General features: G+C 43.5%; 10 protein-coding genes. 1 reads left to right on the top strand and 9 read right to left on the bottom strand.

Features of this window, described 5'->3' with window-relative positions:
- Positions 1 to 27 precede the first annotated feature (27 nt).
- From KFO40_RS07310 to KFO40_RS07280, 7 genes are all read right to left on the bottom strand, one after another.
- Entirely contained in the window at positions 28 to 687 is a 660-nt protein-coding gene (locus KFO40_RS07310; protein ID WP_008770885.1) for a LuxR C-terminal-related transcriptional regulator, read from the bottom strand.
- Positions 688 to 775: 88 nt separating this feature from the next.
- Positions 776 to 1,366, bottom strand: coding sequence for a DUF4251 domain-containing protein (locus KFO40_RS07305; protein WP_004305931.1), 591 nt, complete (start codon positions 1,364 to 1,366; stop codon positions 776 to 778).
- 67 nt (positions 1,367 to 1,433) lie between these two features.
- Positions 1,434 to 2,861 (bottom strand): Na+/H+ antiporter NhaC, encoded by a 1,428-nt coding sequence (gene nhaC / locus KFO40_RS07300; RefSeq protein ID WP_120067400.1) that lies wholly within the window; start codon positions 2,859 to 2,861, stop codon positions 1,434 to 1,436.
- 154 nt (positions 2,862 to 3,015) lie between these two features.
- On the bottom strand, positions 3,016 to 3,450 hold the full coding sequence (locus tag KFO40_RS07295; protein ID WP_008018526.1) for a hypothetical protein: 435 nt from the start codon (positions 3,448 to 3,450) through the stop codon (positions 3,016 to 3,018).
- 45 nt (positions 3,451 to 3,495) lie between these two features.
- Positions 3,496 to 4,671: an MFS transporter gene (locus KFO40_RS07290; protein WP_120067399.1), complete on the bottom strand. Its 1,176-nt coding sequence runs from the start codon at positions 4,669 to 4,671 to the stop codon at positions 3,496 to 3,498.
- A 26-nt stretch (positions 4,672 to 4,697) separates the two neighbouring features.
- Positions 4,698 to 7,142, bottom strand: a complete 2,445-nt coding sequence (gene pbpC / locus KFO40_RS07285) for a penicillin-binding protein 1C (protein WP_165861882.1) — start codon at positions 7,140 to 7,142, stop codon at positions 4,698 to 4,700.
- Positions 7,143 to 7,291: 149 nt separating this feature from the next.
- The gene (locus KFO40_RS07280) at positions 7,292 to 12,922 is read right to left on the bottom strand and encodes an alpha-2-macroglobulin family protein (protein ID WP_211146220.1); all 5,631 of its coding nucleotides are present in this window, start codon (positions 12,920 to 12,922) and stop codon (positions 7,292 to 7,294) included.
- 100 nt (positions 12,923 to 13,022) lie between these two features.
- Here KFO40_RS07280 and KFO40_RS07275 point away from each other — a divergent pair, with 100 nt between their 5' ends.
- On the top strand, positions 13,023 to 13,424 hold the full coding sequence (locus KFO40_RS07275) for an FKBP-type peptidyl-prolyl cis-trans isomerase (protein WP_008021699.1): 402 nt from the start codon (positions 13,023 to 13,025) through the stop codon (positions 13,422 to 13,424).
- A gap of 14 nt (positions 13,425 to 13,438) precedes the next feature.
- Here KFO40_RS07275 and KFO40_RS07270 read toward each other — a convergent pair whose 3' ends face one another.
- Positions 13,439 to 13,825 (bottom strand): LytTR family transcriptional regulator DNA-binding domain-containing protein, encoded by a 387-nt coding sequence (locus KFO40_RS07270; RefSeq protein ID WP_061448519.1) that lies wholly within the window; start codon positions 13,823 to 13,825, stop codon positions 13,439 to 13,441.
- A gap of 167 nt (positions 13,826 to 13,992) precedes the next feature.
- Positions 13,993 to 15,105, bottom strand: a complete 1,113-nt coding sequence (locus KFO40_RS07265; RefSeq protein WP_061448520.1) for an AraC family transcriptional regulator — start codon at positions 15,103 to 15,105, stop codon at positions 13,993 to 13,995.
- Between the last annotated feature and the right edge of the window lie 66 nt (positions 15,106 to 15,171).

Genomic DNA, 15,171 nt, shown 5'->3' with positions numbered 1-15,171 from the left:
GTAGGGTAATTCTTATAAGGCGGCATCTCAGATGTAGTATTCCGCTAAATCCACAATCCCAGCCCTCATCGCATATTTAGTAGCTTCATGTACATTATTTACTCCCAATTTGCGAAAGATATTCTTACGATGACTGTTTATCGTATGGAAACTAAGATTTTTCTCTGCTGCAATCTCTTTCGTCGTTTTCCCCAATGCAATTTCTTTTAGGATATTCTTCTCCGTTTGTGTCAGCAGATGATCGTCTACGCTTGAGGCAGCCAGCGGAGAAGAAGCGCCCGAAAGCAACAGATTGCTGACATGATTGCAAATATACCGTTGTTTGCGGGTGGCACATTGAATGGCAGTCATGATTTCTTCTTTTGAATTATCTTTCATCACTACCCCGAAAGCCATACTGCTGAACAGTACCTGGCGGAGAAAGTTCAGGCTAAGTTCGTCAGAGAATAGAATCCAGTCGGCTTCCTTGAATCTTTCCTGCAAGACAATCAATTCATCCGCCCCGGCAAAATTGAACAGTGTATAATCCAATACAATCACCGCTTGCGGATGCAATCGTAGCTGCTGAATCAGTTCAGCCTTGTTATCAGCTTCTAAAAGGAGGGACACTTCCTTTTGTTTACTTAGCAGGAACATCATTCCTGCCTTACTGATATCCTGATTGTCTGCGATGATAAATTCTCTCATAAGCAACGATGAATAAAAAAACTCCGCTACAAATGTACGCATTTTGCGTGATTTGTAGCGGAGTTATGATAAGATTCTTGTATCCGGATTACCAGGAACGTCCTTTGAAGATATTTGACTGGTCAAGCGGAACGATATTTCCGTTCAATGTCAGGTTATTGTTGCTGAAGTTCGGGCTGATGCTAACCGAAGCAGTATTGTTTCCGCTGCTCATATTGATAAATACTTGAGCGGAGATGCCGATACCCTGAACGCTGAATGAGCAGTTCACATTTCCTTTTTTGTCGATATTCATCTTCATATCCGAAGAATTACCATCTACTGTAACACCACCGATTCCGTTAGGACCTGGGTAAGGAGTGTTGAAAGCAGTCTGTACGGTAGCTCTGTTGCCGTTCATCAAGACGAAGTTGGTGTTTGAAGTAACAAAAGCACTCATACCGTTGCGGAAGACAACTTGATTAGCTTCCAATACAAATTGCTTGTTCTTCAAAGCCTGTACAGCTTGTTGATAGGCCGCCATGTCTTGCACCTCTTCTTCGGCACGGAGTTTTGCTCTTTCTGCATCTCTTTGAGCTTTTCTTTCTGCGCGGCGTGCTGCTGCGTTACTTTCTTGTGCATACATCATTGTGCTTGCACTTACTAATACTAATGCTACTAATGCAATAAACTTTTTCATAACTTTTTTTTGTTTAGGTTTAATACGTTGTTCGTTTATTGCAAAAACAAAGTGTATGCCAGATTGTTCACGAACGTCTTGCAATTTTATATCCGATGGCTGCCACAGTGATACTCATTAAGGGGCTGATAATGTTGAAAAAACAATAAGGTAGATACACAAGTGTGGGTACACTCAAGATAGTAGCTTGTGTCATTCCGCAACTATTCCATGGAATCAATACGGATGTAACGGTTACTGCATCTTCCGTCGTACGGCTTAGTAAGCAACTTTCATACCCTTTCTTGGCATAAATATCACGAAACATATTTCCCGTCAGAATGATACTGATGTATTGGTCGGCAGTTGTCAGATTAAGAAACAGGCCGGAGCAGACTGTCGCTCCAACCACGCTGACTGTTTTCTTCATGAAGCGGACGAAGATGGAAGTGATACTTCCCAGCATACCGCTTGCTGTCATTGCCCCGCCAAAACACATGGCACACAGAATCAGCCAAATCGTATTCATCATTCCCGCCATCCCACGTGTAGCGATTAAATCTGTCAGAACGGCATTGTCTGTATGTAAATTTGTCGCTCCATAGACGGTCATCATCAGTCCTTTGAACAAAGAATCGAATCCGGAAACGGCAACTCCGGAAATCTCTTGCAACAACTCCGGCTGAAATATCAAAGCAAAGACACCAGCCAGCAGAGTGGATAGGAACAGCGTAACGATAGAGGGTACTTTCCGTGCTATCAGTATTCCGGTTACAACAGGGACTATTAACAACCACGGAGTGATATGAAACTTTTCGTTCAAAGCGGTTGCCACCTCCGCAATATGTTGTGTATTGCTGGCATCATGGGAAAGTCCTGCCACTGTGAAAATAATCAGCGTGATGATAAGAGACGGTACCGTAGTAATCATCATATAACGAATGTGACGGAACAGGGGAGTGTCTGTGATGGAAGACGCCAGGATAGTGGTTTCGGATAAAGGAGATATTTTATCCCCGAAGTATGCCCCCGAAATGATAGCTCCGGCAATCCATCCATCTTCAAAGCCTTGCGCCTTTCCGATACCCATCAATGCAATACCGATAGTGGCAATAGTGGTCCACGAACTTCCGGTCATTACAGAAATCAACGCGCAGATGATGCAGGTCGATGCCAGGAAGAAACTGGGATGGATAATTTGCATCCCGTAATAGATTAAAGTCGGTACTACTCCGCTAATCATCCAAATGCCACTTAACGCACCGATTATCAACAGAATGATGATGGCTGTTGCCACTCCGGCAATATTGTTGGTGATGGCGAGCTCGTAATCTTTCCAGGGAATCTTATAAAACACCATACCGATCAGGATACAAATGGCTGTAGTGGTAAGCAATGACACTTGACTTCCGCCGCTTAGGGCATCACTGCCAAAGGTACGGATAGTGGCAAACAATAATAACACCAGTACAACAATCGGTATCAACGATATGAGGGGAGAGGGGGCTTTCTTCATCTTGATTCTTATAACCTTTTATTTATTTTCCGGCTACTGCTTGTTGATAGCCGCGCAAAGATACAACAAAAAAGAATGAAATCTTTTGCTTCAAAACATCAGGTAATAAAAATTATTAGATGTTTATATTTGATTGGAATATGTAGGAGACGGCTCAACTGGCAAAAGTCTTGCGCCTGATCCACCAGTAACGGATGAAAAGCACCCCTGTCAGGATGAGGGCGATGGATAATCCGGTATAGAAAACAGAAATGAACGTTTCGGGCAGGAGGTGGAAGCTACGGATGGTGATTCCCAGGGAAATCATGAATATCATTGTAATCCAGCTTTTCACATCGAAAAAGGAGAACGGACAATTCCGGCGTTCTTTCTTTTGCTCGATTCGCTGGGTATGTTTATAGTAGAGCCTTCTGAAAACCAATACGAAGAATAATAAGAAAACCACGGTGGCTTCTCCTATTTTGAACATCCAATCTTGGGAAGTGTTTAACCAGGTCACAATTCCTATTCGCAGAATATTGGCACCGGCTATAATCCAGACGGCACCGGCTGTGATAAGTAAGATTTGTCTGTTAACTCCGTATTTCATTGGCGTTTTATTGTAATAAACGGTTTGACCGTTCGTTTTGTTGACTCATTTCTTGTAGAAAATCGTAATTAATAAAGAAATCCCGGTTAAAACAACTCCGGTACTGATAACTCCGTGCCAGCCATACAGTTGCCAAAAGCTGCCTGCCAGAAATGTTCCCATAGAACCACCGATAAAGTAAGTAGTCATGAACACTGTATTAATACGGTTCGAAGCACGCGGATTCAGTTCGAAGATACTTGTCTGGTTACTTAGCTGAATACATTGCATTCCTATGTCAATGATGATGATCCCAGCAATGATCCCGACAAAGGTGTTTTCACCGACGAAGAACAACAACCAGGCAAAGAGAATCAAACCGCAGCCGATAAAGTTGAAGCGGCGTACGCCTACCCGTTTTACGTATTTTCCTACAAAAGAAGCAGTCAGTGCCCCGGCCACGCCGCAAAGTCCCAGCATACCGATTACGTCGCTGTTGGCGAAGAACGGAGCTTGTCCCATTTTAAAAGCCAGACAGGACCACATGGCAAGGAGGGAACCGAAATTCAGTGCTGCCCGAATCGAATAAATGCGTAGTTGCGGATATTCTTTCACTAAGGCTAACAGAGATTTCATCAGGTCGCTATATTTTCCCTGGAAGTTGGTTTGAATATCGGGAAGGACTTTTAATACAACAATCGCGCAGATAAACATCATGCCTGCAGCGATGTGATACATTTCCCGCCAGCCAATCAGTTCACCGATAAATCCGCTGACGACACGTGAAGCCAGAATACCGGTCAATAGTCCTGATAAGACAATTCCTACGTTTCTGCCTTTGTGTTCCGGACGGGAAAACTGGGCGGCTATGGGAATGAATATTTGTGGAATCATGGAACAGACTCCCGTGAGGAATGAAGCGATGAGTATCAGATGGAAACTGCGTGTCAGGGCAATCGTCAAGAGGGAGAAGATTAGGACGGTGAAATTGACAAGGATGATTTTCTTTCGTTGATATAAGTCGCCTAAGGGGGTGATGAACAACAGTCCTGCCGCATAGCCTATTTGTGTGACCATGGCAATCAGGTTAGTTCTGAACTCTGATATGCCAAGTTCATGGCGTATCATATTTAATAGAGGTTGGATATAATAGATGTTGGCTACCGAGACACCTGCCACAATAGCAAGTGTCCAGAGGATGGATGCCGGTAGTCCTCCGTTTTCTTTTAATGACTGTTTCATGCGGCAAAGATAATAAAATAAGATGTTTATTCGATGAAGAAAGTAGTGGAAACTGTGTTGCCTTCTCCGTCTACTGCCGTCAGGGAATGTTTGCCGGGAGCGGGTTGCAGGGAAGTTTTGTGGAAATCCTGCGTCTGTGTCTGATAAGTGTCGTCAAGATGCCAGAAGATAGTCGCATTGGGGTTGCTGTGTGCCAGTTCGACCGTGAGAAACCCTTTACTGCCGTCCAATTGTTTGGGCAACTTGATATGGGCGTTCATCGGAGGGTAGATGAACTGCATGGATTGGAAAGAATCTTCTCCACAGCCGGCTTTGAAAGGTGGCAGTGGTTTGTATTCCGGATGGTGCTGCTTATAGTACCATTCCCATACGGGTGGCAGGGCAAACCATGATTTCTGAATGGTAGGTTCGGTATTTGCACAGTTTTCATAGATGCGGTGGCTTTCGTCAGCAGATAGAGTGACGAGATGATGGTAAGGACAAGCCTCTGTCCGTAATCCGGCAGGAAGAATCAATACGGTATCAGTTTCTTCACAGAAACGTCCTTTCAGATGACCGGACTGGCGGCATATTTCTGCATCAACGAAAACGCCTGTGGGACGTTCGAACCACGGTGAAGAAGGGAGGTAACTGAATATATCGAATAATATAGGACCGGCTGTTTGTGCACCAACCAATCCGGGCTTTCCTTCTCCGGTTGCATTGCCTACCCATACGCCTACTGCATAGCGCGGAGTCACCCCCACTGCCCACGCATCACGGAATCCGTAGCTGGTTCCGGTTTTCCATGCGATAGTCTGCATGGATGGAATTGATTTCCAGTCAATCTCTTCGGGGCGGTTGACTTCTGTTAAGGCGGAGAGGGTGAGCCAGGCTGCTCCTGCTTTAGCCGAAGTGGTTTCTTCTGAATCCTCTTCTACGGAGAGAGGACTGAAGTTACTTTGTTCTCGTTTTTCCTGCTTGTTATGATTGCTTTTATGATTACGGCTTGTTTGCTTCGTATCATTGTTTATTTGCTCTGTATTTTCTGTTTCCAGTAGTATCTGTGCTTCCTTTCCTTGAGATACGTTCGGGGAGGGGCTGTTGCTGGAAAGGCTTCGTCCCATTTGCGCATAGGCATTCGTTACATCCCATAATGTTGCTTCTGCACCTCCTAAAATCAGTGACAAACCATAATGAGAGGCTGCCCTATTGATGGTCTTGAATCCCATCTGTTGCAACAAATGGTGAAACTTGGGTACTCCATATCTTTGTAACATGGTTACAGCCGGAATATTCAATGAACGTGCAAGGGCTTCGGAAGCGGGGACAGCTCCTTCAAACTGCATACTGAAGTTTTGAGGAGTAAATCCGTTGATATTAACCGGTACATCCGGTAACAGCATTTTCGGCAATAAACTTCCTTCCTGCAGCATGGCATTGTAGAGAAAGGGCTTTAAAATACTGCCTGTGCTTCTGGGAGCTTGGATCACATCTACCTGGTTTCCTCCTTGTTTACGGTCGAAATGTACATTTCCGCAGTATGCTACTACTTGATTGGTGGGAATGTCGATAACCAGAATTGCCAGGTTGCGGATATCACTTCGATTAAACTCGTTGCTCCACCGTTCTGCCAAACTCTCTATGTGGGTTTGTATCCCTCTGTCAATAGTTGAACGGGTATATAGCCCGTTTCTTTCCTGATAGAAACGACTGACTAGGTGGGGAGCTATTTGAGGAAGCGGATGCGGCTCGTCGGGTAACGGTTCGCTGACAGCTAATTCGTAGGTAGACGCATCGATAATCTCTTCTTCAAAAAGTTGCTTTAATAAACGGTTGCGTTTGGAAAGCAGTGTCTTTCGTCCTTTGGATAGATGAATCATGGCGGGGGCATTGGGCAGGACAGCCAGCACAGCCGATTCCGCCCATGATAAATCTTCGGCAGAATGACCGAAGTAACGCCAGGCAGCAGCATCCAATCCTACAACATTTCCTCCGAATGGTGCATGAGAGACATACATGGATAAGATTTCCTCTTTAGAAGCCCGAAATTCCAGACGGGTAGCCCATATCATTTCAACGACTTTCTCTCCGAGAGTTCTAGGTTTGTTCCGGGCGAGACGAATGGTTTGCATGGTAAGGGTACTTCCTCCGCTTATGACACGTTTGTTCTTTAAATTTTGATAGAGTGCCCTTCCGGTAGCTAACGGATTAACTCCCCAGTGGTGATAAAAGTGTTTGTCTTCAAAGGTAATGAGGCATTGCTTGATTTTTTCGGGTGTTGTCTTTCGGGGAGGAAACCGCCATTGACCGTCCGAGGCGATGCGTGCTCCCAATAATTCTTCATTTCGATCAGTCACAACGGTAGAGTAGGGTACATGAAACAGTTGCCGGGGAAGGCTAAAGATGTATCCTATTATCAAAAGAGTAATGCTTATAGTCATTACTTTCTTAGTGACAGATAATCGTTTGAAGAATTTTATAGGATTCATTTAAATATTAAAAGCTAAGAGACATATCTTTGTGACAAATAATTAAGTAAGAAATAATAAGGTACGAAATAATTAGGCACGGATTACACGGATTACGCGGTTTAAGTGAACGAGTAGAACCGTGAAATCCGTGTAATCCGTGCCAAATATTATCGACTGACAGTTGTTCTTCCTGCTTTGCTTCGTGCCTGTACGTTTACATCATACATCGCTTCACATTGAACGGCAGGGAGAATAAAGTTACCGGCATAGGTCGCTTGTAACCTGACAGTGAATACCTTTGTCTCACCGCGGCGCAGATTGAAATAGGTCAACACCCTGTCATCACGTATATCCTGATAGCTGTACTTGCTGACTGATTGACCGGAGCCGTCGGCTGCTGCGTTTTCCGTTTCGGGAGCAACCATTCTTTCATTGTATATTTCCCAACCGGACGGTATGATATGCGTCAGTGCCAGATTAGTGTAATCGGAAGTACCGCTGATATTGGATATTGAGGTGATAGCCATAAAGTCAGTTCCCTGTATGATGTCATTGACAGAGAGCGGTGTACCGTTCAGGTTAGCATATCTTATATCCATGCGGAGGTTATCGCTGATAGCCGGTAACGTATCGTTTAATAACTGCGTACGTGTGATAAGGTCTACGCTAAGCGCTCCCTTTCCTTGATTCTTCACAGAAACAGTGCCGGATTTTGGAGTGGTAGCGATCTCTTTTTCAAACACAGCTTTGGCTGATTTTACAGCAGGCTGCTGTTTATCGTTCCATGACCACACAAAATCCAGTGTGCCTGACAGCTTTTCTGCCAGACGTCCCATTGCCATCAGAGCAAAAGCGGTAGATTGTGTACTGAACCAATCCTCTTGTGACAGATTCTTAGAAACGACTTTCGCTTGTTGTAAAGCATCCCGTTCCCGGTTCATCAGGATGAGTGTTTCCAAAATCATTGCTTCGTCACGATCGGAAGAACCGTAAATCTGATTCATGGAAGAGTAGGGGTTCACCGTTGTTTCTACATTATACACAAGTTCTTCAGCCGGTTTCATCTTTCCGGTCAGTGCGTATGCGGCTGCCAGTCTCCATTTGGCCTGAATAGATAATCCGGTCTGTTCTTTCATTCGGTTCATAGCTCCATATTCCGGTACTCCTGCCAATGCAAGGGTATATAAACGGAAGGCTTGTTGCAATTCCGACTGCCATTGCTGCCAACCGCTTGCCTCCTGTGGCATACGCCAGTTTTGTGCGGCAGCACGTTGGAAACGCTTCCACTTGTTCAGTACGTTCGCATGAACGGCATATCCTTTTTCCTGTGCCAGCGTCAGGAACATTCCAGCATAAGAACTGATCCATTCGTCGGCAACAGCATTCCCCGGCCAATATACAAATCCGCCGTTGGGGAGCTGACGACCATAAATCTGCCGGATAGCTTCCTGTACATTCGTCTTTATCTTTTCGGCTTCCGTCTTATCTATCGTCTTGAATTGAGCGACAAACAGAAGAGGCAGAGCCTTGGAAGTCAACTGCTCCGTGCAATGGTGCTGATAATTGTATAAGAAGTCGAACCGACGGCTGATATCTACCGAAGGTATGCGGGATACTTCCAGCTTGATCTGATTATTTGTGGAAGAACTGCTTAGGTTGTATGACAATTCTTTGCTTTGTCCGGCTTCTATCCATTGACTGTTGCGCAGGGTTACTACCGGATTCGGATTGCGTACGTCTATTTCAATGGTTTCTTTGGTTTGTTGTCCGCCGCCATTTGCTGTCAGGTGGATCGTAGCCTTTCCGGTTTTGCTGCCTGTTTTTAAGGTAAAGAAGACAAGCTGGTCTCCCGGTTGGGTAAATTTGAGCGATTGTTGGTTAGCTCCTACAATCTGTACTCCTCCACCGGATGCCTGAAGTGATACGGTTACATTCTTCACTTGATTCTCCATCGCAAAGATATTGACCGGAACGGTAATTTCTTCCTGAATACTAAGCACACGGGGCAAAGTAGACAACATCATCAATGGAGTCCGTACGAAGGCAGTCTTTTCCGCATTACCATAAGCTCCGTCCTGTCCGGCAACCACCATGGCACGTACCGAACCTACGTACATCGGAAGTTTCAATGTATGCGTCTGGCTCTTTCCTTTTCCCAAATAGAAAGGACCTATAAACTTGACTACTGGTTTAAAACGGTTTGCTTTAGCATCGGCAGGTTTCAGTGTGGCGTCTCCACCTGTGCTGAAAAGCGAACTGTAGCTTCCGGAAGAAGCTCCCAATACATTATCATACATATCCCATGTCCGGATGCCAAGCGCTTCGCGTGAATAGAAATCATTCCATGGGTCCGGGGTCTTGAAGTTGGTAAGATCCAATAAACCGTCGTCTACAATCGCCAATGTATAAGTCATCGGTTTACCGCTCTTTTCGCTGACGGTCACGTTGAAGTTGGTTTCCGGGCGTAACACTTTCGGCATCTGTATCTGTGGTTGCAATACTGTCTGACTGTTAGTGACAAATACCGGAACAACGCCGTACATACGGATAGGCAGGTCATTGACTGTTTGTGCGTGAGGCTGTAACAGACTGATATGCAAATATACGTTCGGAGTCATCTCCGGCGTAATCTTGAATGTATATTTCGTATCTCCTCCGTTGGAGACTTCTATCCATTCCTGACGCAAAACTGTCGAACCGTTTTCAATGGATACCAGTGCACGTCCTCCCGCTGCCGCAGGAATAATGGCTGTGGCTGTTTCTCCAATTTCGTATGAATCTTTGTTCAGAGAGAAAGCAAGCATCTTGATGCCGCTGGGATCTGTTTTGCTCGAACGTCCGCGCCATTCCGGCCAGTCTATATAAACGGTTCCTCCGGTGGCATGTCCGCTCTCTTTGTCTTTTACGTAAACCAGGTAGCGTCCCCATGATGGATAATCGACGCGGAATTTGAAGGATGCTTTTCCGCCTCTTGTCTGTAAGTTGCCGCTGGCAACAGGTGTGATGGAACTGTTGTTGATGTAAGTGCCAAAAGATTCACCGCTGTTCTCCCACCACCAGCTCCAGCCGATGCGATATATTTTGTATTCCAGATTAGTACGGTTCACTAACTGTCCCTGCGTGTTTACAGTCACAATATCGAATACGTGATCTTTGTCCGTTTCAATATATTTGCCTTTCGGTTGGTTCAAGTTGATACCGACGTAAGATGTAAATGGCGAGAACGGGATTGTTTGGGTGTAGATGCTGGCATCTCCTCCCGGTTCGAATACACGGGTGGTGAAAGTTGCATTCAACATACCCGGTGCTTCGGTTGCAGTCGGAACTTTCAGTGTGACGCTGGCTTTTCCTTCTGCATCCAGTGTACCGTCAAATACATCTGTTTTGATAGTCGTGAAATCCGTAGCCGGATTATTGAAGATATATTGTCCGTACTTCTTAAACTGTGTATTCACTTTAGATAAAGACATTTCTATTTTAGCTTTCAATTTGGAGGCAGTGGCTCCTGTCAACCAGGTTGAAGTGAGTGGAGCGTAGACATCCTTGTCCGTAGCTTGAAGAATCTTCGGCAATGCCAGGTTTATTTTCAAGCGGTTGGGTTTTATGGTTTCGATACGCAGACCTTTGTGGAAGGTGGTTCCTCCTACTTTAATATATGCATTCCAGAGCCCGGTTGGATCTGTAGCCTGTGTCGGAACGTCGAATGTATAAAATCCGTTCATTCCTTGCGTTGAAATCATTTTGGTGTAGAACTGTCCTCTCGGATTGTATATTTCCAGTGCTACGGGATGCTTGTCGGGGATTCTCTTTTCGCGGTCCTCCAATATAAAGGAGATGTGCAATGTGTCTCCCGGTCGCCATACTCCTCTTTCGCCATATATGAATCCTTTCAATCCCTTTTGAATATCTTTTCCTCCTACATCGAATCTGCTGACGGACTGTTCTTCACCGTCTACGACACGCACATACGCCTTTTGCTTTTCCGATTCTGCCACGATAATGAAAGGTACGCCCTTCGGAGTGATTTCAACGAACCCGTCTCCATTGGTTTCTCCCTTTCCTATGGGCTGTAACTGGAAGTTATATGCTGTTACTTGTGCTTTCCCTATCGGTTTGGTGTCCAAAATATTGCTTACGGCAATCCATAGTTTGTTCAGTGAATTCCGTTTTACAATCATCCCCAGATTGGAAGCAAACACATTACATGCAGCAATTCGGTCTGAATTCATATAATAAGATGGATGGCATGGATTGTCGCGTTCCGTCCATCGGTACACGCTCCAGTCCATTGTTCCTCCGTTGTAATAATAGTAAGCTTCGGGCGTATTCCAGATGGCTTCATCTTCTTCAGACAAGACACTTCCGCTTACTTTGGTCAACCCATCGGATGTGTTACTGTCAGCGAATTTCATATCCTGATTCTCGTTTCCTCCACAAGGATAAGCGGAGTATTCCTGACGGAATGAAAGTATGACACGGTATATGGCACCCGGCTCCTGATGAATCAACCCGGCAAGATCTATTGAGTAATCCCCCCAATGATGAATGTCTTTGGAAGCATCTTTGGCAAGCCACAATGTTTTCTTGTAAACCAGTCTTCCCGAGCGGCGTAGTTCATTGGCCGAAGCGAGTGAATTGGTTTGCATAAACATCAATACATTATTCTCGAAGATGCGGATTACGCTCAAATCCACAGCATATAGATTGACTGCTCTGAAAGGAATAATCAGACTTTTCGAATCGGGCAGGATAGCGGCGGAGGTAGACATTTCTACCTGTGGTTTCAGACTTACTTCACTGAACGAGATCGTATGAGAAGTGCCCAGCGCTTTACCTTGACTGTCTTTGACTCCTTCATGGATATTCAACGTCAGTTTGTTCTGTGTGTTTGCTTCGAAATAGATGAAGACTCTGTTCTCGCTGATTTGGAAGATAGATGAAGAGACTTCCGGAATCTCAATCAGTCCTTTTAAATCCTGGGTAGTGGATAAAGGAGCGGAGAAAACAATCTCAATTCCGTTTTCCGGTTGTTCAATGCGTTCGGCAGACATAAAACGGAAGCAATCTTTAGCCGGTATCAGCACTTCTTCGCTTTGTTTGCGGTCAATGCCGGCTGGGTTACCATTGGCTGTAATGGTCAATGGGTAATCATCAGCTTCTCTGGGTATTTGTCTGATGTTGAACTGATACCGGGTAAGGTTGTCTGTCGCGGTGACTTCTACCGGATAACTCTTCTTGCCATCGCTGGCAGTCAGCATCTTTTCCACTTCCTCTTTTTTCACTACATCGCTGAAGCGTATTTCTCCTTTAATATTTATTTCATCCGGTTGGGTAGCTGTAATTGGTAACGACTCCAACTGCAAAGTGAAGTTACGTTCTTGTACACGGAATGAGAAGTTGAACTCTTTTAGTTTTTTGTCCACTTCAATGAAGTCTCCCAGTTGGAAAGTTCCTTCGTAGAGCGTTCCCGGTTTCAATGTTCCTTCTTCCGGCACAAACTCAATGGTGTTGTTGCTTACCCAGTATGCTTTTCCTTTTAATGAAGGGGAAAAGCTGAACGGATTGTTTTTTAACTCACTGTTCAGATCCACCATGGGTTGGTCATGGGTCAACTCTATGCGTATGGTTGAATTCTGTGAAATAACTCCTCCCGTATACGCATTTACATACGGTGCATAATCGGCAGAAGGAATGATGTCTTTTTGAGTACGTGTGCATGAATATAGGCCCACAGTCATCATGATAAGTAGGAGTAGTCCGGTAGCACTAATGCTACGTGTAGTCTTTGTTAGTCCCATAGCGATGAGTTTTTTTATAGTTCAACAAACAAATATACAGTTTTTATGCTAAATCCTTTGTTATTCTGATTATTTTTGCAAGTTCTTAATCAATTTATTTATGGGGAAAAAGAAAGAATATAAAGAGGCTAATCGACGATTTCTGAAAAAGCTGTCATTTCAGGAAGGTGTTTTCGCATTGCCGTGTGGAATTTATTACAAAGTTTTGGAAACTGGTGAAGGTACGATTTCTCCGGGTGCGCGGAGTATTGTTACCGTGCATTACAAAGGAAGTCTGATTGATGGCCGGGTGTTTGATAATTCTTATGAACGTACTTGTCCCGATGCCTTACGTCTTAGTGATGTAATAGAAGGATGGCAGGTAGCACTTCAGAAAATGCACGTTGGAGATAAATGGATTATCTATATACCTTATGCAATGGGATATGGTATTAAATCTTTTGATTCTATTCCTGCTTACTCGACATTGATATTCGAAGTGGAACTGCTTGGAGTTGCATAGAGGTCTATATACGATCAGATGCATGGATATTTTTCTTTTAGCTTCTTCATAAAAGACTTGCTTACTTGTAAAAGTTCCATCTCGTTAAATGGAGGCAGCAATATGCAATTGTTGTCTTCAATCGAGGTCAGATAGCCTATATTGATAATGTATGACTGGTTAATCTGGATAAGATAGGGGTGCAGACTCAATATCTTTTGTGAGTTTGTATTTCTTTTTAGTGCTAAGATATGATTGTTATTTAATACAGCTTCCCATAGTTTGCTTTTGGAGTTATATCGGAAATAACCAATCTGTTCTAAATGGATTAGTTGTAAGTTTCCGGTTATTGTAGTATATAAGAAGATGTTTTTTTCTTGATCTTTTTCAGCGTTGATGTGATTGCAATTATCAATATTCATATTCTGTTTATCTTATGTATATAATTAGTTTATTGATGATGCTAACGTCGTAGTTTTATTTTGCTTCAAAAGTAACGGATTGGTTTTATCTGCAAAAATAAAAAGTGTCTCATTTCAAGAATGAGACACTTTTTACTATTAAGAATAGTGCTTCTTAAAAGGAGGTCTTATTGTTCTACTCTTTGATTATCAATGAATTTACTGGGTGATACACCATACTTCTCTGAAAAGTTCCGGTAGAAAGTGGCGCGGGAAGTAAAACCACATGCGAACATCAGTTCTTTCACGTTACTCTTTGGATTTTCGGCGGCTAACTGTCTGAAATATTCCAGCCGAAGATAATTGATGTATTCCCGGAAGCCCGTAAAACCCTGACTCTTGATTGCTGCTGAGATGGTATGTTCCTGTTCATTCAAAGATTTGGCTAAAAGTTCGATGTTATACCGTTGATCGGTATAGGGATGTTGTTCCTGAAGATAGGTTTCAATTGTTGAGAAAAGTGGGAGAGGCTGGGATCTTTTTTCAATTTGTGACATTATCGGTTCTTTCGTATTCTCTGCATTATGAACCATGTCTATATGGTCCGAAAACGGGTTTTCGTAGCGTAAGTATTGTATGGAGAATAGGACCGTAAAAACGATTGCCATAATACCGAACAGGTTGAAAACAAATTCATTGATATTTAGAGTGAACAAGATATATATGCCTAAGAATACGAATAGAAAACCGATGAATAGATACATGTTTTTATTCATTCTGCGGTAGGTTTTGTTATTCATCATAGGGTAAATGAGAAGAGCGAGCGGGGTAAAAACAGATAGAAGGAATATAAATATTCTAAGTTTTATGTCCATCTGATCGATGTTCGGAATGATTTCACCTATGGAATTAATCGGAGTAATATTCCCATTAAAACCTAAATAACTGATTCCTACAGTTATTGTAATGATAGGTAATAATAGGAAAGTGAATACTCTGAAATGGTTCAGATACCCTGGCGATAAAGAAGCAATAGGGAATAAGGCTACGATATTGGCTAATGCATACCACTTGAGCATTTTCTCGATGTTGAGTAACTCTGTGAAGTTGTATTCCGGGGTGTCTGTGACAATTGTCAGCCATCCGATATTTTCCCATGAAAACATGATACCGATACCGGTAGCTATGATTCCCCAATATAATTTCGGATAATTGTCTTTGGCGCGTATGATAAGAATGATACCTATGATTAAAGCTATCAGATCGAGTGTAAGTTCAATAGACAAGTGTATTATTCCCATATTTCTGATGTGTTTCTATTCTTTGCAGTATATACGTAGGTATTTTCTTTTGCAAAGGTAGTCAAA

The organism is Bacteroides sp. 1001302B_160321_D4, assembly GCF_015667765.1.
Lineage (GTDB): Bacteria > Bacteroidota > Bacteroidia > Bacteroidales > Bacteroidaceae > Bacteroides > Bacteroides xylanisolvens.
Note: the sequence above shows the minus strand (reverse complement) of the source record. Positions and strands in the feature narration are given on the sequence as shown.